The sequence below is a fragment of the Testudinibacter sp. P80/BLE/0925 genome, from assembly GCF_053570785.1.
Map to the genome: position 1 here is coordinate 1,378,444 of NZ_CM131636.1, position 24,962 is coordinate 1,403,405.

General features: G+C 43.1%; 37 protein-coding genes. 34 read left to right on the forward strand and 3 right to left on the reverse strand.

The genetic code is table 11. The features are described 5' to 3' along the window. Window position 1 precedes the first annotated feature (1 nt). From ACWA5Z_RS06600 to ACWA5Z_RS06640, 9 genes are all read left to right on the forward strand, one after another. Window positions 2-487 (forward strand): phage N-6-adenine-methyltransferase, encoded by a 486-nt coding sequence (locus ACWA5Z_RS06600; RefSeq protein WP_449343224.1) that lies wholly within the window; start codon window positions 2-4, stop codon window positions 485-487. Beyond that, window positions 484-936, forward strand: coding sequence for a DUF1367 family protein (locus ACWA5Z_RS06605; RefSeq protein WP_449343225.1), 453 nt, complete (start codon window positions 484-486; stop codon window positions 934-936). The genes ACWA5Z_RS06600 and ACWA5Z_RS06605 overlap by 4 nt, the downstream gene beginning before the upstream one ends. A gap of 9 nt (window positions 937-945) precedes the next feature. After that, window positions 946-1,200 (forward strand): hypothetical protein, encoded by a 255-nt coding sequence (locus tag ACWA5Z_RS06610; RefSeq protein WP_449343226.1) that lies wholly within the window; start codon window positions 946-948, stop codon window positions 1,198-1,200. Beyond that, window positions 1,178-1,336 carry a hypothetical protein gene (locus tag ACWA5Z_RS06615; protein ID WP_449343227.1) on the forward strand — a complete coding sequence of 53 codons (159 nt, stop codon included), beginning with the start codon at window positions 1,178-1,180 and terminating at the stop codon, window positions 1,334-1,336. The genes ACWA5Z_RS06610 and ACWA5Z_RS06615 overlap by 23 nt, the downstream gene beginning before the upstream one ends. Before the next feature lie 212 nt (window positions 1,337-1,548). Continuing rightward, window positions 1,549-1,845 (forward strand): hypothetical protein, encoded by a 297-nt coding sequence (locus ACWA5Z_RS06620; RefSeq protein WP_449343228.1) that lies wholly within the window; start codon window positions 1,549-1,551, stop codon window positions 1,843-1,845. Then, a complete protein-coding gene (locus ACWA5Z_RS06625; RefSeq protein ID WP_449343229.1) occupies window positions 1,842-2,000 on the forward strand; it encodes a hypothetical protein in 159 nt (52 codons plus the stop codon). Before ACWA5Z_RS06620 ends, ACWA5Z_RS06625 begins: the two co-directional genes overlap by 4 nt. 124 nt (window positions 2,001-2,124) lie before the next feature. Further along, window positions 2,125-2,262, forward strand: coding sequence for a hypothetical protein (locus ACWA5Z_RS06630; RefSeq protein WP_449343230.1), 138 nt, complete (start codon window positions 2,125-2,127; stop codon window positions 2,260-2,262). 21 nt (window positions 2,263-2,283) lie between these two features. Continuing rightward, entirely contained in the window at window positions 2,284-2,844 is a 561-nt protein-coding gene (locus ACWA5Z_RS06635) for a recombination protein NinG (RefSeq protein ID WP_449343231.1), read from the forward strand. Then, window positions 2,841-3,344, forward strand: a complete 504-nt coding sequence (locus ACWA5Z_RS06640; protein ID WP_449343232.1) for an antiterminator Q family protein — start codon at window positions 2,841-2,843, stop codon at window positions 3,342-3,344. The genes ACWA5Z_RS06635 and ACWA5Z_RS06640 overlap by 4 nt, the downstream gene beginning before the upstream one ends. Before the next feature lie 176 nt (window positions 3,345-3,520). On the opposite strand, the gene ACWA5Z_RS06645 is transcribed toward ACWA5Z_RS06640, so the two are convergent. Next, window positions 3,521-3,742, reverse strand: coding sequence for an ECs_2282 family putative zinc-binding protein (locus ACWA5Z_RS06645; protein ID WP_449343233.1), 222 nt, complete (start codon window positions 3,740-3,742; stop codon window positions 3,521-3,523). Between the two features lie 128 nt (window positions 3,743-3,870). Between ACWA5Z_RS06645 and ACWA5Z_RS06650 the strand changes: the two genes are divergently transcribed. The 5 genes from ACWA5Z_RS06650 to ACWA5Z_RS06670 all read left to right on the forward strand — a co-directional run bounded on the left by ACWA5Z_RS06650 (window position 3,871) and on the right by ACWA5Z_RS06670 (window position 5,950). Continuing rightward, on the forward strand, window positions 3,871-4,266 hold the full coding sequence (locus ACWA5Z_RS06650; RefSeq protein WP_449343234.1) for a phage holin, lambda family: 396 nt from the start codon (window positions 3,871-3,873) through the stop codon (window positions 4,264-4,266). Next, entirely contained in the window at window positions 4,253-4,732 is a 480-nt protein-coding gene (locus ACWA5Z_RS06655) for a lysozyme (RefSeq protein ID WP_449343136.1), read from the forward strand. The genes ACWA5Z_RS06650 and ACWA5Z_RS06655 overlap by 14 nt, the downstream gene beginning before the upstream one ends. After that, complete coding sequence (locus tag ACWA5Z_RS06660; protein ID WP_449343137.1) at window positions 4,719-5,048, forward strand: DUF2570 family protein; 330 nt, start codon at window positions 4,719-4,721, stop codon at window positions 5,046-5,048. The genes ACWA5Z_RS06655 and ACWA5Z_RS06660 overlap by 14 nt, the downstream gene beginning before the upstream one ends. Then, the gene (gene lysC, locus ACWA5Z_RS06665) at window positions 4,954-5,259 is read left to right on the forward strand and encodes an Rz1-like lysis system protein LysC (protein WP_449343235.1); all 306 of its coding nucleotides are present in this window, start codon (window positions 4,954-4,956) and stop codon (window positions 5,257-5,259) included. The genes ACWA5Z_RS06660 and lysC overlap by 95 nt, the downstream gene beginning before the upstream one ends. A gap of 172 nt (window positions 5,260-5,431) precedes the next feature. Continuing rightward, entirely contained in the window at window positions 5,432-5,950 is a 519-nt protein-coding gene (locus tag ACWA5Z_RS06670) for a phage antirepressor N-terminal domain-containing protein (protein ID WP_449343138.1), read from the forward strand. Window positions 5,951-6,033: 83 nt separating this feature from the next. Here ACWA5Z_RS06670 and ACWA5Z_RS06675 read toward each other — a convergent pair whose 3' ends face one another. Both ACWA5Z_RS06675 and ACWA5Z_RS06680 read right to left on the reverse strand, forming a co-directional pair. Beyond that, window positions 6,034-6,480 carry a type II toxin-antitoxin system HicB family antitoxin gene (locus ACWA5Z_RS06675; protein ID WP_449343139.1) on the reverse strand — a complete coding sequence of 149 codons (447 nt, stop codon included), beginning with the start codon at window positions 6,478-6,480 and terminating at the stop codon, window positions 6,034-6,036. Window positions 6,481-6,508: 28 nt separating this feature from the next. Further along, window positions 6,509-6,691 carry a type II toxin-antitoxin system HicA family toxin gene (locus ACWA5Z_RS06680; protein ID WP_449343140.1) on the reverse strand — a complete coding sequence of 61 codons (183 nt, stop codon included), beginning with the start codon at window positions 6,689-6,691 and terminating at the stop codon, window positions 6,509-6,511. Between the two features lie 77 nt (window positions 6,692-6,768). Between ACWA5Z_RS06680 and ACWA5Z_RS06685 the strand changes: the two genes are divergently transcribed. The 20 genes from ACWA5Z_RS06685 (at window position 6,769) to ACWA5Z_RS06780 (ending at window position 24,887) form a co-directional block, all read left to right on the forward strand. Then, a complete protein-coding gene (locus ACWA5Z_RS06685) occupies window positions 6,769-7,221 on the forward strand; it encodes a terminase small subunit (RefSeq protein WP_449343141.1) in 453 nt (150 codons plus the stop codon). Continuing rightward, a complete protein-coding gene (locus ACWA5Z_RS06690; RefSeq protein WP_449343142.1) occupies window positions 7,205-8,545 on the forward strand; it encodes a PBSX family phage terminase large subunit in 1,341 nt (446 codons plus the stop codon). Before ACWA5Z_RS06685 ends, ACWA5Z_RS06690 begins: the two co-directional genes overlap by 17 nt. A gap of 5 nt (window positions 8,546-8,550) precedes the next feature. Next, window positions 8,551-10,095 (forward strand): phage portal protein, encoded by a 1,545-nt coding sequence (locus tag ACWA5Z_RS06695; protein ID WP_449343143.1) that lies wholly within the window; start codon window positions 8,551-8,553, stop codon window positions 10,093-10,095. Further along, a complete protein-coding gene (locus ACWA5Z_RS06700) occupies window positions 10,052-10,882 on the forward strand; it encodes a phage head morphogenesis protein (protein WP_449343144.1) in 831 nt (276 codons plus the stop codon). Before ACWA5Z_RS06695 ends, ACWA5Z_RS06700 begins: the two co-directional genes overlap by 44 nt. Then, on the forward strand, window positions 10,875-12,899 hold the full coding sequence (locus ACWA5Z_RS06705; RefSeq protein ID WP_449343145.1) for a DUF5710 domain-containing protein: 2,025 nt from the start codon (window positions 10,875-10,877) through the stop codon (window positions 12,897-12,899). The genes ACWA5Z_RS06700 and ACWA5Z_RS06705 overlap by 8 nt, the downstream gene beginning before the upstream one ends. A 2-nt stretch (window positions 12,900-12,901) precedes the next feature. Beyond that, on the forward strand, window positions 12,902-14,200 hold the full coding sequence (locus tag ACWA5Z_RS06710; RefSeq protein WP_449343146.1) for a DUF2213 domain-containing protein: 1,299 nt from the start codon (window positions 12,902-12,904) through the stop codon (window positions 14,198-14,200). Between the two features lie 11 nt (window positions 14,201-14,211). Then, window positions 14,212-14,721, forward strand: coding sequence for a structural cement protein Gp24 (locus ACWA5Z_RS06715; RefSeq protein ID WP_449343147.1), 510 nt, complete (start codon window positions 14,212-14,214; stop codon window positions 14,719-14,721). Window positions 14,722-14,733: 12 nt separating this feature from the next. Continuing rightward, a complete protein-coding gene (locus tag ACWA5Z_RS06720; RefSeq protein ID WP_449343148.1) occupies window positions 14,734-15,861 on the forward strand; it encodes a major capsid family protein in 1,128 nt (375 codons plus the stop codon). 75 nt (window positions 15,862-15,936) lie between these two features. Beyond that, window positions 15,937-16,314 (forward strand): hypothetical protein, encoded by a 378-nt coding sequence (locus ACWA5Z_RS06725; RefSeq protein WP_449343149.1) that lies wholly within the window; start codon window positions 15,937-15,939, stop codon window positions 16,312-16,314. Window positions 16,315-16,317: 3 nt separating this feature from the next. After that, entirely contained in the window at window positions 16,318-16,737 is a 420-nt protein-coding gene (locus ACWA5Z_RS06730) for a DUF4054 domain-containing protein (RefSeq protein WP_449343150.1), read from the forward strand. After that, window positions 16,737-17,207, forward strand: a complete 471-nt coding sequence (locus ACWA5Z_RS06735; RefSeq protein ID WP_449343151.1) for a hypothetical protein — start codon at window positions 16,737-16,739, stop codon at window positions 17,205-17,207. Before ACWA5Z_RS06730 ends, ACWA5Z_RS06735 begins: the two co-directional genes overlap by 1 nt. Before the next feature lie 2 nt (window positions 17,208-17,209). Next, window positions 17,210-17,590, forward strand: a complete 381-nt coding sequence (locus ACWA5Z_RS06740; protein WP_449343152.1) for a hypothetical protein — start codon at window positions 17,210-17,212, stop codon at window positions 17,588-17,590. Beyond that, on the forward strand, window positions 17,575-18,075 hold the full coding sequence (locus tag ACWA5Z_RS06745; RefSeq protein WP_449343153.1) for a phage neck terminator protein: 501 nt from the start codon (window positions 17,575-17,577) through the stop codon (window positions 18,073-18,075). Before ACWA5Z_RS06740 ends, ACWA5Z_RS06745 begins: the two co-directional genes overlap by 16 nt. Before the next feature lie 9 nt (window positions 18,076-18,084). Continuing rightward, a complete protein-coding gene (locus tag ACWA5Z_RS06750) occupies window positions 18,085-19,563 on the forward strand; it encodes a DUF3383 domain-containing protein (protein ID WP_449343154.1) in 1,479 nt (492 codons plus the stop codon). A 43-nt stretch (window positions 19,564-19,606) separates the two neighbouring features. Further along, window positions 19,607-20,050, forward strand: a complete 444-nt coding sequence (locus ACWA5Z_RS06755; RefSeq protein ID WP_449343155.1) for a phage tail fiber protein — start codon at window positions 19,607-19,609, stop codon at window positions 20,048-20,050. A 128-nt stretch (window positions 20,051-20,178) separates the two neighbouring features. Next, entirely contained in the window at window positions 20,179-20,706 is a 528-nt protein-coding gene (locus tag ACWA5Z_RS06760; RefSeq protein WP_449343156.1) for a Rha family transcriptional regulator, read from the forward strand. A 30-nt stretch (window positions 20,707-20,736) separates the two neighbouring features. Further along, the gene (locus ACWA5Z_RS06765) at window positions 20,737-21,141 is read left to right on the forward strand and encodes a hypothetical protein (protein ID WP_449343157.1); all 405 of its coding nucleotides are present in this window, start codon (window positions 20,737-20,739) and stop codon (window positions 21,139-21,141) included. Window positions 21,142-21,312: 171 nt separating this feature from the next. Then, a complete protein-coding gene (locus ACWA5Z_RS06770) occupies window positions 21,313-23,742 on the forward strand; it encodes a peptidoglycan-binding protein LysM (RefSeq protein WP_449343158.1) in 2,430 nt (809 codons plus the stop codon). Then, entirely contained in the window at window positions 23,742-24,419 is a 678-nt protein-coding gene (locus tag ACWA5Z_RS06775) for a hypothetical protein (RefSeq protein WP_449343159.1), read from the forward strand. The genes ACWA5Z_RS06770 and ACWA5Z_RS06775 overlap by 1 nt, the downstream gene beginning before the upstream one ends. A gap of 141 nt (window positions 24,420-24,560) precedes the next feature. After that, complete coding sequence (locus tag ACWA5Z_RS06780; protein WP_449343160.1) at window positions 24,561-24,887, forward strand: hypothetical protein; 327 nt, start codon at window positions 24,561-24,563, stop codon at window positions 24,885-24,887. Window positions 24,888-24,962 lie beyond the last annotated feature (75 nt).

Here is a 24,962-nt window from a genome sequence, read left to right on the forward strand (position 1 = left end):
AATGGAATTTGACAAAGACACATATCAAACCCCAGATGAAATTTATGCCGATTTAGATGCGGAATTTGGGATCACGATTGACGGTTGCACTGACGGAACAAATGCAAAATGTGACCGTTTTATCACAAAAGAAATGGATTTTTTAACCTATGAATTAAGTAACGAGGTTGTCTTCATCAATCCACCTTACAGCAAGCCAAAACCATTTGTAGAGCGTGCAGTTGATTTATTTAAGAACAACAATTGCACGGTAATCATGGTGCTGCCGGTCGATATTAGCACTAAGTGGTTTAAAGCAATTCAGGAAAATGCTACCGAGATCCGTTTTATTGTTGGCGATCGAATCGCATTTTATCACCCCGTTACGGGCGAAAGAACCAAGGTTAGTCGCGGAAATATGATTGCGATTTTCAACCAAAAACAAAAGAACTGGGGGTTGGTTACTCGCTACATCGGTATTGATGACTTTGAAAAGGTAGCAGCATGAAAGCTGAGATGATTAAAAATCCCGGCGGCGTACTTTGTCCAGCTGATGAGATGTTTGTTGATGACTTCAAACAGCTTGAAAACGGTGGGATTTATGTTGTTGAGATTAAAAAAATTAACAATCCCAAATTGCACCGCAAGCTATTTTCATTTTTTAAATTTTGCTTTGAACATTGGGTAGCTACAGGCTCGGTGGTTGAATTTGCCAATGAGAAAAAGCAGTTCGATCACTTCCGCAAACGGCTGATTATTTTGGCTGGTTACTACGATGAGCTGATTAACTTTGACACGGGCGAAATCACACAGGAGGCACAAAGTTTGAAATTTGATCAGATGGATAACACTGAGCGGGCCAAGTGTTTGAGCGATGTTATTAATACCGCAATTAGAACGGTGTTTAATGGCACGACCGATCAGAACGTGATTAATCAGCTTTATAGCTTTTTTTAGGGGGCGGTGTTGAGAAAGTACGTTTTAGTGGTCTCAACCCTTGCTGTTGCTGGATTTGTCCTATGGTCCGCATTTGATAAAAAGATGGCGGCAACGTTGATTTTTTGCTTTGCCGCATGGCTTTATGGTTGGTTTTTTGCTCATCAAACGGTTGCTACAGAATGTGAAAAATTAGGGCGATTTTATGTCGGCAAGAATGTTTACGAGTGTACCAAAATTGAAAGTAGCAAGGTGAACCAAAATGGCAAGAACGATGAATCTTAAGAACACACTAAGCGACAAAGCCAGAAAGGCAGCTATTGAAGCAGCGGTGGCAGCTTGGCTTATGACTAGAAAAATCGAAGTAATAACGGAATCAAAAAATCGCAAGCAGCGTAGAGCGGAGAAAGCAGGAAAATGATCGAAATCATAATGACTATTTTAATTCTTAGCGTGGTTCTAATTGGCATTCCAGCGTTGTTTTTGTGGTGGTGGATCAGAGTACATGAGGTTTACGGCGTTGATAGCGTGCTAGTCAACATCAAATACGGCTATAGACGGCGATGGAAAAGTTATATCCGGCACGAAATGCCGTTCGTGCGGCTGGTTTAGCGACGATGAGGTGATTAAAAAATGATTGGTTTTGTGATGATTTTTATTGTTGGGCTATCGGTGATAACCAGTGCAATTTCAGTGGTTGTCATGCGCAAGGATATAGGTTATCGCTGGTGGGAAGCGTTGCTGATGTTTGCTTATCTCACTATTTATGTGGTTGCAGCAATCTTATTCCTGCCGTTTTACGTAGCCATGATAACTATTGAGGGGCTTTTTTATCTTGGAGATGGTTATTTTTGGAGAGAGTTTAAACGCGGGTTAGTTGATTACCCAAGCAGACTTAGAGCATTTTTAGATGGGGATTATTTACGATGATGAAATTGATGTCGCCGTTAATGTTTGCTGCTGTATCTACGGTTTGTGTGATTGCCGCATTTACGATCGGAGATGGCATTGATCCATTATTTATGTTTTTGGCTGGTGTGCATTTCGGATTTTTTATGTTGGCGGTAGAGGATTATTTGCGATGACGGCATTAGCAATTATCGGGATTTTGGTTGGCGCTGCTACGGTGCGATATATGATTCAAGCCGCAGTGGATTTTGGGGTGATGAGTTCGGGCGGGGATTATTACGATGAATAGTGAGGATTGGAATGGCTAGCTGGTTTTTACTGATATTGATGATTTTTGTGGTGATTAGTCTTGTCCTTGGCAAATCTACCGCAGCACAAGCCGGTACGTTTTTTTTGGTTGCAGCAATCGCCGAAAAAATGGGGGTGATTTATGGTTAACGAGGGCTGGAATGGATTCTGATGACTAAAGAGATGAAACCCAAGAAATGCAAGCAGTGTGGCAATCTGTTTTACTCAGTCAATTCGTTGCAAAAGGTCTGTTCAGTCGGTTGCGCGATGGCATTTAGCCGCACTCAAGCGGAATTGAAGCAAGCCAAAGAAGAGCGCAAACGAACCAAAGAGAGAAAAGAGCGGCTAAAACGTCGCCCTGATTGGCTCAGAGATGCGCAAGCGGTGTTTAACAAGTTTATCCGGCTGCGTGATAAAGACGAACCCTGCATATCGTGCGGCAGGCATCATCAAGGGCAGTATCACGCAGGGCATTATCGCAGTGTTGGCGCAGCGCCTGAACTACGGTTTTGCGAACTCAATGTGCATAAGCAATGCGCACCGTGTAACAACCACAAAAGCGGCAACGCCATTGAGTATCGGATCAATCTGATTAAAAAAATCGGGGCGGATAAGGTCGAGTTTTTGGAGCGGCAAGATCACCCACCGGCAAAAATGAGCATTGATGAAATTAAAGCGGTGATCAAACACTACAAAGAAAAAGTGAAAGCATTGGAAGCTAAGGGGTCATGATGTACGAAAGCAAGCTAAATAAAGAGCAACAAGAATGGATTCAAACTCAGCTGTGCAGTTTCGGTGCATGGGTGCGTTCCGGAAGATTAGATAAGCGCCAATTTAATATGATTGCACGATTTATGGAATCAGTAGCCCCCTCATCATTTGGTGAGGCTTGTTCAATCACTGACGATCAAGCATTGTTATTGTGCAAAGTTATCGATCAATACTTAGCTAGGATAGACGATCAAGCACAAAAAATTATACACATGAAATACATACATCGAATGACGGATAATAAGATTAAAAATATGCTTTTTGATACAGCGAAGCCAAGAATCATGCAGAATCATAGAGGAATGTCTAGCTATCGAATACCCTCTAAATCTTATTTTCAACGTGAAATCAAATCGGTCATCTCAAGGGCTGAGGAATATATCTATGATATGTTGCTAAAAGAGATGATTAGGTTAAATATGGGGTGGAATAGTCTTAAAAATATCAAACTTTGCTATTGACTAACCTGACAACTTGATATACGATTCTGTGTAAGGGTGGGCATTGTGTAATTGATGTTCACCGAGCTTAATTTTCATAACCCTGATCGGTTCGCCGGTCGGGTTTTTTTATTGGGGTCAATATGGCTATCAATATTGAAATTGAGTGCGCAGAAATGGAAAGCGCACTCACCGAATTATCGGCGTTTAAACATATCCTTGAGCGAATCCCTAACGCTATTCAGTGCCGCTTGCTTGGCTTGGTCGAGGGCTTCATTTTTTGTAATGTGCGTTCCGCAGTCATGGCAGATAGCGTGGGTAAACTCACCCTGAGCGTCTTTGACGGCTTCCAGTTGCTTATTTCCGCACTGCGTGCAAGAGACAGAAACACGATCGGGGATATTGAATTGATTGCTCATATTGAATCCTTGTGTGAAAAATACGGTTGTTAAAATGGCTAAGGAGAAATGCCATATTAGCAAAAACCAACGCCCACTGTAACAGGTGGGTTTTTTATTGCCCGCAAAACGGGATAAGAGAGGCGGCTATGCCGACAAGAAGTCCTGACGTGTGGGCGCAAATATGGGAGTGGTTGCTAAACAATATCGGCAGCCCGCCATTTAGCTACGCATTATCATCGGTGATTGCAGTGGTGCTGAGGACGCTGTTTTTACGGCGCAAGCGTAACTTTTGGGATTTAACATTTGACGCATTGATCTGCGCGTTAATCACCTATTCCGCAACACCAATGATAGAGCAGGTTTTCGGTCACCAAGAATATTCGAATTTCGCGGGCGTGATGATTGGATTTATCGGAACCGAGAAACTGCGGGAATACTTATTTAAATTTGTTAATCAGAGGGTAAAACAAAGCGATTACCCATTTAATACCCGTAATGATAACGATGCCTACGGCGAGGACGTGCCAGATGAGAGAGATTAGCGCAGACGGATTAAGAGCATTGCAATATGACGAGGGCAACAGGTTAACAGCTTATCTTGACGGCGCGGGAATCTGGACGATTGGAACCGGGCATACCGGTAAAGTTGACGGCGTGCCGGTGCATAGAGGCATGACGATTACCGCCGAAAAATCCCTAGAGCTTTTGCGTGAAGATGTGCGCATTGCACAAAATGGGGTGAATTATCACGTTAAACGCCCAATCACTCAGCAGCAGTTTGACGCATTTGTGAATTTGACGTTTAACATCGGCGTCGGCGCATTCAGTAAGTCAACCGCACTGCGTGAATTTAATCGAGGCAATATCAAAAAAGCCAGCGAAGCTATCGGGTATTGGAACAAGCTACGCAATCCACGCACGAAAGAATTAGAGTTTTCGCAGGGATTAGCAAACCGCCGGGCGCGCAACCGTCGAATGTTTGATCGAGGTGAATATGTTACGGCTTAATCCAAAGTGGCTAGCGGTGGTGGCTGTCATTGTTGCCATACTTGGCTATTGGTGGTGGTTAACATCAAACCTTGACGAATACCGCACTTTAAGCCAGCAGCAGGCACAGCAAATCACCACGCTACAAACCAGTCTTAATCAAACCAAATCACAGCTGACCGCAGAGCGTGAAGCTATCCAACAGCAAACCGCACTTGAAACACAGCAAAGGACACAAGCAGATGACGATCAAACAGCGATTAAAGTCGAGCTATCAGCGCAGGATTGTGCTGCCGTTGCTTTGCCTGACGGTGTTATTAAGCGGTTGCAGCAGTGAGCCGGTCATAAAGACTGAATATTTATTCCCACCGTCGATTTATCTAGTGCCATGCGAACAAACGGCATTCACCGGCAAAACTTACGGCGATGCTATTCAGTATCTGCGCAAGGTGCAGCATGAGCGTGATATTTGCGCAAGTCGAATTGACGGGCTCATTAGATGGGAAAAGAAATACCGAGTGCCATCAAACCCGACAGATGGCATTTAGTAAAGGGCGGCTTATTAGTCGCCCTCATTTTTAATACAACCCGATCAGCAATGGTCGGGTTTTTTATTATCCGCAAGATAGGGATGTACACCTGACAAAAGGCGAAGTTGCGATCCTTGATAGCCTTTTCTTGCGGGTTTCCAAAAAAATCAAGGACAATAGGAATTGAAATATGAAGATTTTAAAAGCTCCGTTTTTAGGAACGGAAATCTCAATTGTTGATTATGATGGCAAGCCTTACGTTTTAATGAAGAACATTGCTGAGAATATTGGTTTGCAATGGCGCGCGCAGCGTAAGCGGATATTGAGGCATGAGGTGTTAAGCAAAGGGGTGATCATGATGGACACACCTTCTAATGGTGGTGTCCAGAAAACATTATTACTTCCACTTCATTACCTGAATGGCTGGTTATTTGGTATTGACGTTAAGCGAGTTAATGCAGAATTGCACGACAAGCTCATTCGCTATCAAGTCGAATGTTACGAAGTCCTATGGGATTATTGGACGACAGGCATTGCAAGCCGAGATCGAATTAAGCAGCGGTTAGCAGAGCTTGCCGAAAGAGAAAAGGAATCAGCCAAGAATGGCTCAGCTGCGGGCAAGGCGCTAAATCAACGCAAACAGGAAAAATCAGCCATTGCACGTGAGGCTGCTAAACTGAAACAGTTTGATTTATTTTTGGATATTTAATCAAATGAAGCATAAAATCCCCGCAAAGTGCGAAAATTTGCGGGGTAAATATCAATAAAGTGCGGTTTTATCGATCCAAATGATTAATCTGCTTTTGCGTGAGCATACAGCTCTCGGTGAGCAGCGGTTGCAAGAAAGTGGCTGCGGTCTTTATATAGCCCCGATAGATTTGCAACTTGTTGATCGATTCGTTTTAATAAATATTCAGGCATGCTGATATTGACGCGTTGTTTTTTTCCTAAATATTCCGATATGTCAAAATCAATCAATAGCCAAGTATCGCAATGATCAAAGTCTTCAAGTGTTTTGTAGTGCTTAAAGCCTCGATCTTTAATTTCGCTAATATCAACTCCGCTTTCAACAAGGCTTTCTAGCGTTAATCGAATGACATCTGTCACCATTGGCAGGATGTCGTCCTGCTCATCGGCTGCACTGAAGCAACTGTGATTATGTGTGAATAATGCGGGTACAACTAAACCATAGGCTTGATCTTGATTATCTGGGCTTTCAACGCCGATAGTAAATAACATATTTTCTCCTTGTCTAAGCTCGGCGGAGCTAAAGCCCCGCCGATTTTTTGATGGATTTTAAAGTACCGATTTTTAAATCTTTGACCGGGTGAGGAAGTGGAAATGTTTTCCCTGTCCTCGGTGAAAACCATATCTGGTGATCACCTTTACCGTGCCTAACGAAATAACAACCAATCGCTTTAAGCTCCTTGATTAAGTCACTTGAGTGCATGCTTCCTCCTTGTCTTAATCGAGGTCAATTATACACATATACACACAAATAGGCAAGCTATTTTTTAAGGATTTACCATGACAAAGACAGTGACTAAATCCACGTCTAATCGTGGTGGATTAACGCCGAAGCAAGAGAAGTTTTGCCAAGTGTATATCGAAACAGGCAATGCGAGTGAGGCGTATCGGCAGGCGTATAACGCAGAAAAAATGAAAACAGAAACAATTAATAGCAGGTCTAAGGAGTTACTTAAGAACGGTCCGATCACGGTCCGTATTGAGGAGCTACAAAGCGGTCATGTAAAACGCCACAACATCACTGTTGATGACCTACTCCGAGAGCTGGAAGAGAACCGACAAGCCGCATTAACCGCATCAACACCACAAGCAGCCGCTGCCACTTCAGCAACAATGGGCAAAGCTAAATTGTTAGGATTGGATAAGCAGATCGTGGACGTTACGTCCAGTGACGGCTCACTGAATATCGGAAAATCGTTAAGGGAATTATTTAGCGATGACGCAGAAACTTAATTCAGCTTTCTTGGATTTCATCAAGCCGCACCGATATAAGATTGCTTACGGTGGACGTGGTAGCAGTAAATCGTGGACGATTGCAAGATTGTTGATTGAGATTTCAAGGCGGATAAACTGCCGCATACTTTGCGGTCGGGAGTTGCAAAACTCAATCAGTGATTCAGTCATTCAGTTGCTTTCTGACACAATAGATCGCTGCGGTTATCAGACCGAATTTGATGTGCAGCGCAACCGTATTTATCACCTTGCAACGGGTTCAAATTTTTTGTTTTACGGCATTAAAAACAATCCGACTAAAATCAAGTCGCTTGAGGGCGTGGATATTTGTTGGATCGAAGAAGCCGAGAACGTATCAAAAGAGAGCTGGGATATTTTAATCCCAACTATCCGGAAAGATGGTTCCGAAATTTGGCTGTCGTTTAACCCTAAAAATATTCTCGATGACACTTACCAACGGTTTATTGTTAATCCGCCGAAAGACAGTGTTATCCTTAAAATCAACTACGATGCAAACGAGTTTTTCCCTGACACGCTACGGCGAGAAATGGAAGAGTGCAAAGAGCGGGATTATGAGCTATATCGCCATGTATGGCTTGGTGAGCCTGTAGCGGATAGTGATTTAGCCGTTATCAAACCGCTTTGGATTGATGCCGCAGTTAATGCGCATATCAAGTTAGGATTTGAAGCGCTCGGTGAAAAACGAATCGGATTTGATGTCGCCGACGAAGGGGCGGACAGTAACGCTAACTGCCTTGCCCACGGCTCAATTGTTCTTGATTGCAAATCGTGGAAAGGTGGTGATGTTATTACATCAGCAGACCGAACGTTGACAAATGCAATGGATTTTGTCGCCAATAAAATCATCTACGATTCTATCGGCGTTGGGGCGGGCGTGAAAGCGTATTACAACCGCAGGCTAGAAAAAAATTCAATTGAGGCTGACGGATTTAATGCTGGTGGTGCAGTTGCCTTGCCTGAAAATGATTATATCGCAGGCAAGAAAAACAAAGATATGTTTGCCAACATCAAAGCTCAGGCATGGTGGGGCGTGCGTGATCGCTTTTATAAAACCTACCGAGCTATTGAGTTTGGCGATACTTACCCCGTTGATGAATTGATTAGCTTGTCGGGGGATATTTCGGAGCTTGAATATTTAAAAGCTGAATTATCCCGCCCACGAATTGATTATGACAATAACGGTCGGGTAAAGGTTGAAAGCAAAAAAGACATGGCAAAGCGTGGCATTCCATCGCCGAACTTAGCCGATTCCCTGATTATGTGCTATGCGCCATCTGCTCGTAGGCGTTCTTACTTCGGATAAAATTTATGTTTTGGTCAAAAAAGAAAAAAATTGAAACACAAGTCCAACCGGTAGTGTCTGAAACATCATATTGGCTGGGAAATGTCACAGTGAATGGGCTTGGTGATAATTTCCTGTCTGACAAATTATCTGCGGTGATTAATCAGAATAACGCTTTAATGGCTGCTGATGATTTTGCGATGGACGGTGAGGATTTGCCATCAAAATTAAAATTAGCGATGCCTGAAGCAATTAGCATTGAGTTGGCTAATTGGTATGCCTCACAGTCATTTATCGGTTATCAAATGTGTGCGTTATTGTCGCAAAACTGGCTAATCAATAAAGCTTGTTCAATGCCCGCGCGTGATGCAACTCGCAACGGTTACGACATTATCACGACAGACGGCACAGATATGCCTGATAAGGTGATTAAAAAGCTACAGCGATACGATAAAAAGTACCGCCTCAGATGGAATGCAGAACAATTTGTCCGTATGGGTCGAATATTCGGTATTCGGATCGCATTGTTTGATATTGAATCAACCGATCCGGAGTTCTACGAAAAGCCTTTTAATATTGATGGCGTTACACGAGGCAGTTATAAAGGAATTGTGCAAGTCGATCCTTATTGGTGTACGCCAATGCTTGTCGGTGATGAGCTATCTAATCCTGCCGGTCGCCACTTCTATGAGCCGACTTACTGGCAAATCAACGGTAAAAAATATCACCGCTCACACCTGTTTATTTTCAGGAATAACGAAGTTCCGGACATTATTAAGCCGATGTACTTATACGGTGGCTTGCCTGTTCCACAACTAATTATGGAGCGTGTTTACGGTGCTGAGCGCACCGCAAGTGAATCACTTGGACTGGTTGTTTCAAAGCGGACTAGCGTTTGGCTCACAAATATGGCGATGTTCATGGCGGACGCCGAATCATCGGCAGAAAAGTTTCAGAACTGGATTAAATACCGTGATAACTATGCGATCAAACTGGGGGATAGGGAAGCTGACCAATTCCAGCAGTTTGACACGGCATTGGGCGATCTCGATGAAGTCATTATGACGCAATATCAGCTTGTTGCCGCCGCTTCTGGCGTGCCTGCTACGAAGTTATTAGGTACAGCGCCAAAGGGGTTTAATTCTACCGGTGAATCGGAAGAAAAAAGTTACCATGAGGAACTAGAAAGCATTCAGGAACACGATTTAACCGAGCTTGTTGAAAGACATCATCAGTTAGTTATGAAATCGTTTTGTGATGAAGTGTTAGAGACGACAATCAACTGGCGACCAACGGATAGCCCAAGCTCACAGCAGATTGCAGAGCGCAATAAACTGAAAGCCGACACTTATTCATCGTTAGTGATGTCCGGGGCGATAGACGGTAAAGATGTTCGCTATCGCTTATCGACAGATCCTGATTCAGGGTTTCATGACATGGGCGATGATGATTCAGATGATGACTTGTTGTCATCGCTTGGATTTAGCCCCGATGAAATACAGGCTACGCGTGAATTAGGGATCGGAAATGAAACAGAAGCAGATCGAGGGGAAGCCGTTACAGGTCAGTAATTCAATCAATACCGAGTACAGCAAAGCGATAAAGACTGTTTTGAGAGCAATGCACACTGAAACTGTCAAAGGCGTGCAATCGTGTTTTGATCAATGCCAGTACACTGAGGATTCTTGGGAATCTAACGGCGGCAGTATTTCGGTTCAACTACGGGTTTTATTCAACTACCTAAGTAAAAAATATAACCCAATTTTCACGGCATTGGCGAGGCGAGTTGTTGGTCGTATGACCGATCGAGTGTTAAAAAACTCGTCTGCAACCTTGAAAATGAGCTTGCGTGAGATGGGGGATAATTTATCAATCAAAACAGACTTTTTGAATGACCGGCTAAAAGATATTACTGAGGCAAGCGCACTTGAATCAGTAAATTTGATTAAAGTGATTCCTGATAACTATCTGACCGGCATTCAGAGAGCAGTCATTGCATCTGTAGCGACGGGTAAGGGATTTGCCGATTTAAAACCAACGCTAACCAAGCACTATAAAGGTAATGCGAGGAAAGCGGAATTAACCGCTATGGATCAAACCAGAAAACTTTATCAATCGGTCAACGCTGAAAGAATGAAGCAGTTAGGTGTAAAAAAATTCAAGTGGTTGCATTCTGGCGGCGGTAGAGAGCCTAGAAAATTACACGTTGATTTGCATGGAAAAGTTTTTTCATTTGACGAACCACCATTTATCGGCGTGATGTACGGTGAAGATGTGTATGGATTGCCGGGCGTGCTGCCGAATTGTGGTTGCAGTATGTCGCCGGTGTTTGAATTTGAGGAAACGGAAAATGATTAATGCCAATCAGGCTAAACGCCTATCAAAATTAGTCTATGCAATGGATAACCGTTGGATCACTGTTAAACCAAACGGACCGGATAACAAAGGTAAAGCCGTTCAGATCGATGATGAGGGGCGCGTTATTAAAGGTATGGGCGGAAAATTCAAGGGTGAAAAAATCAGCGAAATTCGCAAAGATTTTATCGGAGCTAAAACGCCTGAAAGAGCCAAACAGACCCAAAGTGAGTCGGTTGAAACAGGGGAATCATCTCCTCAAGAATCAGTGGTAAATGCTGGTATTAGCAAAACTCAATTTCAAGATGAAAGACAGAGAATGATTAAGGAAAGCATTACTTTGTCAGACGATCAGTCAAAAATGCTTAATTTTCATGGCGAAAAACGAGACTACAAAGAGCTTTCCGTTCCAGAAAAAACTCGAATGTGGAATGAATATAGATCTCACGTAGCCAAAGAAAGGGATCAGCGAATAGAGGCATTATCCAAATCAATCATTAAGGAACGCAGGGGCAGCAATAGCAGCGTTGAAAAACAGCCGAAGTATCGCAAAATGACATTTAATGAGTGGATGGAAGAGGCGGATATGCCAAAACAAGACGCTCAAGGGAAATGGTATGATGCAGAAACTGGCATTCCATTTGAGGATAATGTTGTGGCGGTAGGGGCACAGAAACGCAGTAAGATTCGACAGCGTTCACAAAACAGTCGTGATTATGCTAAATCTCTCGGCGGCAAAGCATTGACCGGAACGATGAAGCAAAAAAACTGGGCTGAGGAAATTAGAGCTTCTAAGCTGAAAGAGTTAAATAGCGATGAGGCATCGGCATTAGTTAAGTCCGGCGGAGCTGAGAAGGCATCGTTTTGGGTTGAAAACAGGGATAAATCCGGAGCTGAAATCTTGAAGTCAACCGGCTGGCAAGAAAACACAAAGCAGCAAGAAGCACCAGTTAAACAAGGTGGGAAACTAAGAGACAGGATCTCGAATGCAACTCGTAAGGATTTAGTCGAAGTAGCAAGGCATAACGCATTAATGTTTGAGACTAAAGCAAACAAAGCTGAAATGGCATTCATTAATAATCACCCGGACGCATTGCGTGGTGACTTTTGGGCTGGCGCAGGAACATCAAGAACTCCAAGCCAGATTGTTAATGAAATGAAAAGAGATTCTAAATTAAAGAATCAAGATATTTCAGCGGCATTAAATGCAGAAAGCCAAGCTAACAAAGAACTCGAAGCCAAGAAAAAAGATCAGATTGAGCGAGGTGGAAAGCTAACATCACCACCCGCATTGCCTGCTTGGTACGCTGAAATGAGAGGTAAGCACAAAGATCCATACTGGAATGGAAAATTTTATGACGGTAGAAAGTCTGGCGAGCACAGGATTTATATTTCGGAAAAAGAGTACAAAATCACCAATGAGCAAAAGGCTGAGCTTGAACAGCATCGCAAAGACTGGGGAGATTTTAAAGCGGCGCAACAATCAAAGGGAACTTATTTAAATGTTCCTTATGAAAAGAGAGAGCTAGCGAAAAAGCATGGTGCGAAATGGAATGCTGAAAAGAAAAAGTGGTATTTGCCGCCCGGTGTTGAGCTTGCAAAAGAGATTGAGCATTTCTCTCCAAATTATGTTGCACCGAAATCCGATCCAATTACCGAGCCACAAGGGAAGCAGGATAATATCAAGAGTGAACCTAAAAAAGAAGCTGAAAGGCAGTATTTTGGCGTTCGAGCTAATGTTGATATTGAAAGCATGACTAAGGCTGAGGCTAAACAACATCTTAATGATTTATATGCAGCCAGAAAGCGCTATAACAATGTTATGAATGAGGGGGGAGAGGGATTCAATCCGTTAGATCGTGAAATAGAAGACTTTAGCAGTAAATTCACTCGCAAATTCGATCCTGAAACTCAAGCCTTACTTGAGCGAATCAATGAAAGCGAAAGAAAAGATCGAGAGAAGCGAATGAAAGAGCTTGAAGAAAAAATAGCACGCAATGGGGGCTGGTATCCTGATTAATTATGGATTATTTAATTGATTCTTACGATGGGGCGGACGATCCCCAAAATTACGCCGTAGAACATGAAACAACTGCGCAAGACAAGCGAGATACTGATGATAACGGCTGGTTCGAAGTAAAAGATAACCCCCTTAGTAAAGAGGGGGTTTTTTTATATCGAGGAAATCAAATCACGCTACCTGACGGAAGTAAGCCGCCAGATCCTGATGAACTATATCCAGTCTATCGTCCTGCTGATGAATTGAGCGATAAAGAGGCTATAGACAGTTTTAAGTTGGTGCCTTGGGTTGATGATCACGCCATGCTTGGAAAGGAAGAGCTAGGCATGATGCCAGCCGAAAAGAAAGGTGTTTGCGGTGTTATCGGGCAAGACGTGTATTTCAAAGACGGTACGCTTTACGGCAACATTAAGGCGTTTTCCGAAGCATTGGCAAGGCGCATTGAAAACGGCAAAAAAGACCTATCCTTAGGTTATCGCTGCCGATATGAGCATAGTCCCGGTGTGTGGAATGGTAAAAAATACGATTACATACAGCGGAATTTGCGGGGCAATCATTTGGCATTAGTGACAAACGGTCGAATGGGGGCGGAGGTTCAGGTGTTAGATCATGATGATTCTAACATTGGGCAATTTAATTTTACTTGTGATTCTCAAATGGAGAAAAAAGAAATGGATAAAACCAACGAGGCGCCAGTGGGCGCAGACTCCGGCGTTACGTTGGAGGCATTAGTCGAGCAGCTTAAACAAGTTGTTTCGGGAATTGCGGAGCTGAAAGAGCAGCAAGGCGCTGAAGTAGAGGAAGAGATTCAAGATTCCGAAGCTGAGAATGAAGCCCCTGCAGGTATTAGTGGTGAAGAAAGCGAAGATGAGGACAAATCAAGATCAGATCCTTTAGACAAAATCCTTGATATGCTTGAATCAATCAGCGATCGCCTGAATGCGGTTGAAGCAAAAGTTAACGGCTCATCAGAAGACGAGGACGAAACCGAACAAGAGCAATCTGAAACGATGGACGCTGCGGATATTGCAAAAAATACCATGCAACAAATCGCAACCAGAGACAAATTGTATTCCAAAGTTTCAGCGTTTACCGGTGCGTTTGATTGTAGTGCAATGGACGCTCAAGATGTAGCTGTTTACGGCTGCCGTAAGTTGGGTATTAAAGCCAACAAGGGACAAGAAATGGCAATGCTTCAAGGCTATATGCTTAATCGCACGCCAACCAGTCAAAAGCGAGCCGTTGCGATGGATTCTGCCGGTGGAAAAGGCAGCTTCTTGGATAAACAATTAACCAAATAAGGAATGAAAAAATGACCTTTCAAAAAACAGTTAATTTCGAACAAGGCTTCGGCGTTCCGGGTGATATTCATTTAGATTCACCTATTCGCGCTGAAAGTCTGGTTGTCGATTCAAAAGGTGCGCAGAAAAATCATTACGGCTATGCCTATACTAAAGATGCATCAACCAATATCGCACAAGTGGGCGGCGCAATTGGTGCAGGTAAGGTGTTCGCCGGAATCATGGTAAACAGCAAAGAAGCGGCGCTTTACGGCGGCGCAACCGGCACGCTAGAACCAACATTAGCCATTCCAGATAACAGTCAGGCTGACTTTGCTGTGATGGCTGATATTGTGGTTCAGGTATCGACTGCCTGCAAAATCGGCGATTTCGTAGTATATGACGAAACGACCGGTGCATTATCAACCGTTGCCGATTCTAGTTCATTGGGTGGTAAGAAATTAGTACCTAATGCGGTGGTTTATCGTTATCCAGTTACCAGTGAAAGCGGTGGCTTAACCGTTGTGCGCTTAACCAATTAAGGGAGTCAATAAATGAGTTTATCAAAACAACACAGTTACATCAGCGGTCGTGATGTATCAAAACGGATCGGCGAGGGTTCGCCGGTCATCTCTATGGATTCTGCTGATGTTCCTCAATATCAAGCGTTATCCCGTGTAGGTATCGGGTTTTCACAAGAGTATCTGAACAAAGCCGCTAAAACATGGGCGATGGACGATGCGCAAGGCGGCGTGTTTGCCGGAAGCGTGCCGACACCGGTTCAGTTTTTACAGTCATGGTTGCCGGGCTTTGTTCGTGCCACCTATGCACCACGTAAAATTGACGAGCTGATCGGGATTGCCACTGTAGGTCAGTGGCACGATGAGGAAATCGTTCAAGGTCGCTTGGAAACAATGGGTGATGCAGTACCTTACGGCGATGTTACCAACGTTCCGTTGTCTAGCTGGAATGCTGGATTTGAGCGCCGTACGGTAGTACGTTTTGAGAAAGGGATCAAAGTTGGTCGCCTTGAATCTGCACGCGCTGGCGCAATGCGTTTAGACAGCGCGGCAGAAAAGCGTACAGGTGCTTCATTGGCGTTAGATATTCAGCGGAATAACATTGGATTTAATGGCTATAACGGCGGCAATAACCGCACTTATGGTTTCTTGAACGATCCATCGTTACCGGCATATGAAACCGTAGCAACAGGCGCAGCAAACGGCACTGAATGGGCTAAGAAAACGTTCTTGGAAATCACAGGTGACTTGCGTCAAGCATTTGCGCAATTGCAAATCCAGTCTAACGGTGTAGTCGATCCGATTCAAAGTTATACCACGTTGGCATTACCGACAGGCGTTTCAACTTTCCTTTCTGTAACGTCCGATTTCGGTAATAGCGTGCAGGAATGGTTGAGTAAAACCTATCCGAAGTGCCGTGTTGTTACTGCTCCGCAGCTAAACAAAGCGAATGGCGGTAAAAACGTGTTCTACTTGTACGCCGATTCTGTAGATGACAGCGCAAGTGATGACAGCCGTGTTTGGGTGCAAATTGTACCGGCTAAATTCATGGCGTTAGGCATGGTAAATGAGCCGAAAGCGATTGTTGAGGATTACACCAACGCAACCGCAGGAACAATGTGTAAACGTCCATACGCAGTTTACCGCGCAACAGGAATCTAAGCAGACAATAACTGCGATTCTTACCTCAAGCCCCCGGCATTTTGCTGGGGGTTTCTTTTTAGGAGAATTTTTATTATGCCTTATGTATTTTCGACATTGACTTGCGATAACCGTTACACCTTTTACAGCAACGGCGGAGCAGACATTAAAGTTCCTGAGCGTGGGATTTTAATTAAAGGTGGCACGGGTGTTATGAATGACCGGTTAATCACCCCGATGGGCGTTGCAACCGAAGTGACGGAAGAAGAGCTTCAAGCCCTGAAAGAACACCCTATTTTCAAAGATCACATGGCAGACGGTTTTATTTCCGTTCATGCCAAAAAAGCCGACCCGGAAAAAGTGGCATCAGATATGAAAACCCAAGACGGAAGCGCACCAATTACACCGTCAAGCTATCGTCGTAAGAAAACTGATGACCCTGAAGCGCTAACCGTAACAACCAACAAGGAATAATTTATGAATACGGCAACTTTTCGGATTATGTTTCCTGCATTTTTCGATCCCAACAAATATTCAGATGAAATGCTGAATCAATGGGGTGATGTTGCCGGAAATTATTTGCGTGAGAGCTGGGCGTTAAATGGTGGCGTGTTTGATCACGCTTACCAGCTTATGACGGCGCATTTGTTGTTTGTTACCGACAAAGCAAGATCGGGTAACGCATCATCTGGGGCAGTTCAATCGGCGACAGAGGGAAGTGTTAGCGTTTCTTTCGCCGCACCGCCAACTCGTAACGGGTGGGAATTTTGGTTGTCCGGATCGCCCTATGGGGCGCAGCTTTGGGCGCTACTTAGCAGTCTATCTGCCGGTGGCTTGTATATCGGCGGATTGCCTGAGCGGAAAGCCGTTCGCAAAGTTGGCGGGGTATTCCTGTAATGGCTGGAAAGTTCAAACAGGCACTGAAAAAGCGGTTAAAGGAATTTAAAGAAGCCGAGAAAAAGGTGGCGCGTGTTGGCGTGTTAAATCAACAGCATTATGACGATAACACGCCGGTTGCGTATGTTGCAGCTATCCATGAGTACGGCTCAACTGAAAAGCATATCCCGCCACGTCCCTTCTTTCGCCCGACGATTTCGGACAAAAAGACAGAATGGGGCGGCATTGCTAAAAACCTTTTGAAAAGTAAGGGTGAGATTAGTGATGCGTTAGAGCTAATGGGAATGCGAGCAGCGGCTGATGTGGTCGAGACTATCGGCAATATAAAAGAGCCGCCATTGCAAGAATCAACAGTCAAAGCAAGGAAGCGGCGTTATAAATCCAAATCAACACAAGATCCAGAGAAGCCGCTTGTTGATACCAAACTTCTCATTTCTTCCATTTCTCACGATGTTGTCAATAAGGAATAGGCATGAACCTTAGAGCCATTGCGAATAGTGCGATTGTCAGTATCAATCCGAATATTCAAGCAACCCTGAAAATCAATACCGGCGTTATTACTGATGATACTGGTCGGCGAGCCTCAAAATTTGAGGAAGAGGTTGTCAGCATTCAGCCACAAAGCCTTAGCTCTCAAGAATTGTCGCTGTTCGATTCATTGGCACAGCAGGGACAATTGTTGAATGTGTATATTACGGGGCAACTGCACGTTTTGCGGCGCATAACCGGCAAGGGGGCTGATAAGTTGATTTTCACGGCATACGGCGAAAATGAGCCGTCAGAATGGCTGATTAAGCAGGTGGCGGAATCATGGGCTAATTGGTGCAAGGTGGTGATATGGCGACAGAGTTAATCACCACGCACGATGATATTTACAAGGACGTTAGAGCTTATTTAATGCTCCTTTTTCCTGAAGTCAAAGACAAGGTGATTCGAGGGTATAGCAACAATGTACCGTTGCCGGAATCGCCTTTTATCTTGATGAATATCATTCATGAAAAAGCCGTTTCGACCAATGTTCACGATTTTAGCGTAGCTGATGGCAATGCTGAGGTTATGCAAACGATTGAATTAATGATGCAGATCGATTTCTACGGTGAACAAGCCGGAACGATGGCAAGAAAATTTACGCATTTATGGCGTGATTTCCACGCTTGCGAAAACTTAACCTGTTGTCAACCGCTGTACTGCGATGAGGCTAAATATTTGCCGTTTACTAACGAGAAATCGAACTATGAAAGCCGATTTATGACAACGGCAACCCTGAACTATAACCCTGTTGTGATCCACGATCAGGACTTTATCACCGATCCACAAATCAACATTCATCTACTGTAAGGAAAAACTATGTTCCAATCAATTCCAGCCTCACAAATTGTGAGTGTAAATCCTGCTGTGTTAAGTTCCGGTGGTTCGCCGCTGTCCATGAATGCAGTATTCTTAAGTAAAAACACCAATCTCATCACCGGCGAAGCAGTGGAATTTGCTTCGGCAAATTCGGTAGGTGATTATTTTGGTCTGGCTTCGGCTGAATATGATGCTGCGGTCGTTTATTTCTCAGGCTTTGACAATTCAACCATCAAGCCCGGATCGCTTTATTTCTGTGCTTATAACGAAGCGGACGAAGCCTCTTTCTTATTGGGTAGCAGTGTTAAATCATTATCACTAGAAGCCTTGAAAGCGGTATCTGGCACGTTGACGGTTACTGTTGACGGCACGGCAAAAAACGCTGATGAACTTGCCTTAGCTGAGGCGACCAGCTTTTCAGATGCAGCAAGCATTATTGAGACGGCATTAGATGGCGTTAAGGTCTCTTTTGACCCGCAATTGCAAGCATTCAAAGTTGAATCAAAATCGACCGGTTCGTCATCTACGATTACCCACGCTACCGGAACAACCGCTGATGTACTTGGTTTATCCAAAAAATCAGGTGCAACCATTTCAAAAGGCGCACCGGCAGACACTCCGGTTAATGTTATGCAATCTGTACTTAATTCGACATTGAATTGGGCGACATTTACCACCGTATTTGAACCGTCATTGGCGGATAAATTGGCGTTTGCCAAGTGGTCAAATGGTCAAAATAACCGCTATTTGTATGTTGGCTGGGGTGTTGAAGCGGAAGCGACGCAAACCGGTAATACAACGTGTTTCGGTGCGCAACTCAAAGAAGCGGCTTACGATGGGGCTTGTGCGGTTTATGGTGGATTGGATAAAGCGGCGTTTATTTGTGGCGCTGTAGCATCTATTGACTTTACCGAACGACAAGGGCGGATCACGCTGAAGTTTAAAGGTCAGTCAGGGCTTAAAGCAGATGTTACCGATGAAACCATTGCCCAAAACCTTGAAAAAAATGGCTACAACTACTATGGGGCGTGGGCAACAAAGAATGATCGATTCCTGTTCTTGGCACCGGGTCAATTATCCGGTAAGTGGAAATGGATTGACTCGTTTATTAACCAGATCCGAATCAACAGCCAGTTACAGCTTGCCTTGATTACGCTTTTAACGTCTACAAAATCCGTGCCATACAATGCGACAGGCATTGCTTTGCAACGTGCAGCCTGTACCGATCCAATCAATGAAGCGTTGAATTTCGGTTCGATTCAAACTGGCGTGGCATTGAGTGAGCAGCAGGCGGCAATCATCAAAAATGAAGCGGGTTACGATGCAAAAGATTTAATCGAGGCACAAGGCTACTGTTTGCATATTGCTCAAGCCACAGCGCAAACTCGGGGGAATCGCCAGTCAATGCCGATGAAATTATGGTACACCGATGGCGGTAGTGTGCACAGCATTAACTTATCGTCAATCAACGTTCAATAATCACAATCAGCGGCGGAAGCCGCTTTTTTATTAAGGAAAAATTATGCGTACAAATACCGAAAAGACATTGACATCGGCAAACAGTATTTTGTTGATCCGCGCAAAAGGGTTTAACAATAACTGGGTAAAAATGGAAGGCTATGCCGCTGATAATGCGTTTGAGTTTGGTCAAGGCAATATCGGCGAAACCGTATTAGGGGTTGACGGCGTACAGTCTGGCGGCTTCACACCTTACGAGGTCGATCTGAATATCCAATTACAAGCCAACAGCCCTAGCCGGTCTTATTTTGACAAACTGATTAACTACATCAACAAGCAGCAAGAAACCGTTCCGGTTGAGTTTTCGTGTGAATTGCCGTCTATCAAGAAACGCTACGCCGCTTCTGGCTTTATGGTGAATATTCCGGGTGGAACAACTGCCAAGAAATTGCTGGAATCGGCGACTTATTCATTCAAAGTCGTGAATAACGGTGCTGAGGATATTTAAGACGTAGAAAATCAAGCAGCTTTAAATCGGTAGATACCGAGCCGACAGGTAGGATTGCTGAATTCATTAATCAACCCGATCAGAAATGGTCGGGTTTTTTATTACCTGAAATTTAATAAGGAAATAAAATGCAATTAGCAAACCCTGAAAATTTTAAACAGTTTGTACAAATCAAAAATAATCAAACGTTAACAACATCTGAAATTGTGGCAAAAGTTTTTGGAAAGCAACACTCCCACGTTTTGCGAGATATTCGTGACATTTTAGAGAATGGCGATGATGAATTTAACCGATCCAATTTTGGATTGGTTGAATATATCGATAAAAAAGGTGAAAAACGCCCGATGTTTGAACTGACAAAAGATGCTTTCATGCTGATTGTTATGGGTTACAAAACCCAAAAGGCAATGCAGATTAAGATTGCATACATTAAAGCCTTTAATTATATGCAAGAGAAAATCAGTAAAGATAACGTTAGTTTGCTTGAACAATATTATCAAACACTGACTGAGCATAAATCTAAAAAACAAGTGGCTAGTTTCTGTGGCAAAACACTGAATGAATGGAAAGGCAAAAAACCTTTACTAGAAGCCAGTTTGCGAATTATGGAAGATGAAATTCAAATCAGCTTACCGTTAAACTTTTTATCAAATTAACATTAATCACATATTAGAGGCAGCAATAAAATGACATTAAAAACCAAAAAAATCACAATTGAAAAAGGGCGAGACAAAGGCGTTACTTTTTTGCTTACCGAAATGCCGGTGGTAAAAGCGGATAAGTGGGCAATGAAAGCCTTGTTAGCGATGGCATCTAGCGGCATTACCGTACCAAACCCACGAGAGGGAATGCTTGGTATTTCACGAGTGGCGTTTTCGGCGCTAAAAGGTATGCCAGAGGATAAAACAGTAGCATTGCTTGATGAACTGCTGGAGTGCGTACAAATCGTTCCTGAGGGCGGTTCTGCACGCAGTTTAGATTTGTCTTTAAACGATGTGAAAGACTTCTCAACGCTGTGGCTACTGAGAAAAGAAGTGTTTATGTTGCATATCGATTTTTTGCGGGACGTGCTTACCCAGATCTCGGAGTAAGCGCAGCAAGCAATAGCGTACCTTATCTTAATGTAACTCATGTGGTTGGTGTGATCATTTCCTCGAAAATGGCAACACTGCATGAGCTGCAAACCGTTTACGGCTTAGAGGACGCTATTGATTTAATCGAGATCATAAGCGTTGACAGCTACAACCAAAGGAAAGCAAATAATGGCTGATGTTATTGATACTCTTTTTCTTGAATTTGGCATTACCGGCAATTTCCCTGAAAAGGCGCAAGAAATCCTTGAAGTTACGGAAGAGTTGGAAAAAAAGACCAAAGGCACAGAAAGAGAAACGAAAAAAAGCACGAAAGCGTTAGCAGATGCTGAAAAACAACAGCAGAAAAACGCTAAAGTTGCCAAAGACTTGTTAGAATCGATTACAAAATTCGGCAAGGTATTAGGTGCGCTTGGTGTCGCCATTGCTTCCGGTGTTGGGTTTGACCGTTTAGTCAAAGAATCGGCGGCGGTCAATCTTGAATTAGACAATATGTCTAAAAATTTGGGTGTATCAAGTCGCACGCTGGCAATGTGGGGCAGTGCTGCTGAGGCTTCCGGTGGCTCGGTCGGGGGAATGAATAGCTATTTGCAAGGATTGTCGCAAAGCCTGACGCAATTAACCGTCATGGGCGATATGTCTGCCCTGAAATTTTTTAATCAGCTTGGCATTGAAACGCTAGATGCAAGCGGCAAAGCGCGGGATATGACCGCTATTTTATTGGATTTGTCCGATAAATTTAACGGAATAAACCGCACTGATGCCTACAACATCGCTAAAATGATGGGTATGGACGAGGGAACGTTCAATCTCTTAGTTCAGGGCAGAAAAGCGGTTGAGGGTTATCTTGCAAAGCAAAGCCAAATTTACCGCTCAAACGAAAAGGATTTAGAAACCAGTCGAAAACTCACCGCCTCAACTCAATACCTCAATCAGCAATACGAAGCATTAAAGCTGATGATTGCCAATGCGGTTGCACCGACGCTGTTAAAAATCAGCGAGCAGGTCGAAAAGTTTTTCAGCTTTTTAATGCAGCATGAGGGGCTTGTTAAAGGGGTATTTTATGGTATCAGCACCGCTTTAAGCATGGTGTTAATTCCTACGCTATGGCGAGGAGTTGCCGCAGCAGTCGCATTCATGGCGCCTTTTTTGCCTATCATTTTACTTGTTGCAGGGGTGGCAGCTGCTTTTGGCTTGCTTTATGATGATTATCAGGCTTGGGCTAATGGCTTTGATTCACTGTTTAATTGGGATAACTTCAAAAAATATATCCTTGATGGTGAATTTTCTGTTAGGAGTTTGGGCGAGGGCTTATTATTCCTTTTAACGGGTTACAAAGATTTAGACGATGCACTAGAGGGCGGGAAAACATGGCTTAGAGAGCAGGGTTTTATTGATGAAACTGGTGTATCTTTAAACAGCTTTGCTAATGGCATTAAAAATCTTGCGGTCAAAGCCGTTAAACAGCTTGTTGGTGAGCTTAAAATCTTATCTGACATCATGGGGGCAGTGTGGGATGGTGATTGGGATAAAGCAGGGAAACTAGCTGCGACGGCATGGGACAACACTATAGATTCTATTTTTGGGGGTATGACGGATCGAAGTGAAGAAGCATTAGCCATTGCGGCGCAAGTGCCATATGCAGGAAGTTATAGCGGTGCTGCTACGGTAAACGGGTTAAGTCAGTCAGAAACAGCGGCATTAATCGATCAAGTTATTCACAGTGAAAGTGGTGGAAAGCTAGATGTTATCAACGATAAAGGGTATCTAGGACTGTACCAATTTGGTGCGCAGGCACTGGCTGATGTTGGATTAATTGATAGAAGCAAATTTGATGCAGCAGTAAAAATTCATGGGAAAGGATTAGCCAATGGATCGAATGCGGCGGCACACAAAACATTCTTAGAAGATGAAAGCAATTGGAATTTAGCCGGTGGGCAACGCACATTTTTAGCGTCCAAAAGCGCACAAGATGAAGCGATGATTAAGCTGCTGAATAACAATGCAAAATATCTTGGCGGCACCTATAGTGGTGGCGCAGAACATAAGGCAGGGCTATTAATGGCGGCTCACCTTAAGGGTTGGAGTAACGCTAAAGCCTATGCGGAAAAGGGCATTGATAGTAAAGATGGCTATGGAACAACGGTATCAAGCTATTACAATAAAGGAAAAGCTGCGGTAGCTAATGCGCCTAAATATCAAGGTTCACCTAAAGTAAATTCGCAAAAAAATTCTGATATTCAGATAGCCAGCAATGATGTTCCGGTATTCAAGAAAGACATACCTAAATTGCCTAGTATTGAAATGGCTAGCAATGATGTTCCGATGGATAGTGGTAGTAAGCCGCTTATTGATATGAATGCGCCTATTGGTGGTTATGCTGTGCAAGCTAGCATGATTGCAAATTTACCGATGATGAACAATATGTTAAATGTTGCGCAACCTCACAATATTAACAATAATCAACGGACTGAAGTTGTAATCAATGGCGGGGTTAATGTAAACTCATCATCACCTACAATTAGTGGTGCAGCTGGTGATTTTGTTATGGGAATGAGTAACAGGATCAATCAGGTGCAGTATAACAATGGATTAAACTGATGAAAAAAAGTACCTCTTTTGCATTGTTGATTTCTGGAATTATGGCTTCGATTAGTACCGTAGCTGCAGAAAAATCAAATGAAAACATTTTATTTTCTTGTCATACGACGAAGAATAAAATTATCCATGTTGTCGAAAGAGGTAAATTAATCAGCTATAGTTTTTCTGGTTATGGCGGGGATAGTTTTTCATTCGAAAACCCGAAAAGCGATGTCAAATTTAAATCAGAGGTTATATCGGATCTTGATTTTTATTATATTGAGATGAATAATCAAAATTATCGTTATATTGTTTCATACAGTATTGATAAAAATGGCAATAGAACTGACATGGGACTAATAGGATTCGATAAAGAAAATAAAAAAATATCTGAAATCTTTTGTCGAGAATTTGCTGAGAAATACCAAAAAACCGATAAAAAAAATCAGCAGGAAAAAGGAAAGGTTTACCAAGAGGGAACTTATAAGGTTGGGGTGGATATTCCAGCCGGGGAATATAAGGTCATCGCAACAGATAAAGACCAAACTGGAATTTTATTTGTTAGCAATTCGCCTAATAGAGATGTTTCTTCTGTAGTATCTCATGAAGTGTTCAAAAATAGCACCTACGTATATGTTAAAGATGGGCAATATCTCAGAGTTCGATCTGGTGAATTTTATTTAGTAGATTCGAAATGATGAGTTCGATTTATGGCAATTAAATTCAGAAAAAAGATCAGGATTCTGTCTGTATAACCTTAAGCCTTAGCATAAGTGGCGTAAGTGCTGCTATTGGAATGAAAGGACTATTGGTGAATAAATTACTAAAAGGACACAAAAATGGCTTTAATTAAATGCCCTGAATGTGGGGTGGGAATAAGCGATAAAGCAGAAAAATGCCTTAATTGCGGCGTAACAATAAAAAGAGCAAAGCGGACATTCTTGGGCAAATTGTTCAAGTGTGCTTTTATTATTTTTAATATAATAATGGCATTTTATCTATTCTCTATTTACGATCGAGCAGGAATGATTGTTGGCAACTCTAATGACATACCACTGCTTGCCAGAGCAATTATAAATGCAAAAATAAATGACACCCTTTTCACTTGGGTTGTGGGTGATGTCATTTTGGGGTTGTTCTTATTCTTCACTAAACCCAAAGCATAAAGCGAGGAAACCCCGCTTTGTAAGCAGGGTTTTTCTTTGTCATTACAACCCATAATACTCAATTACGACATCATG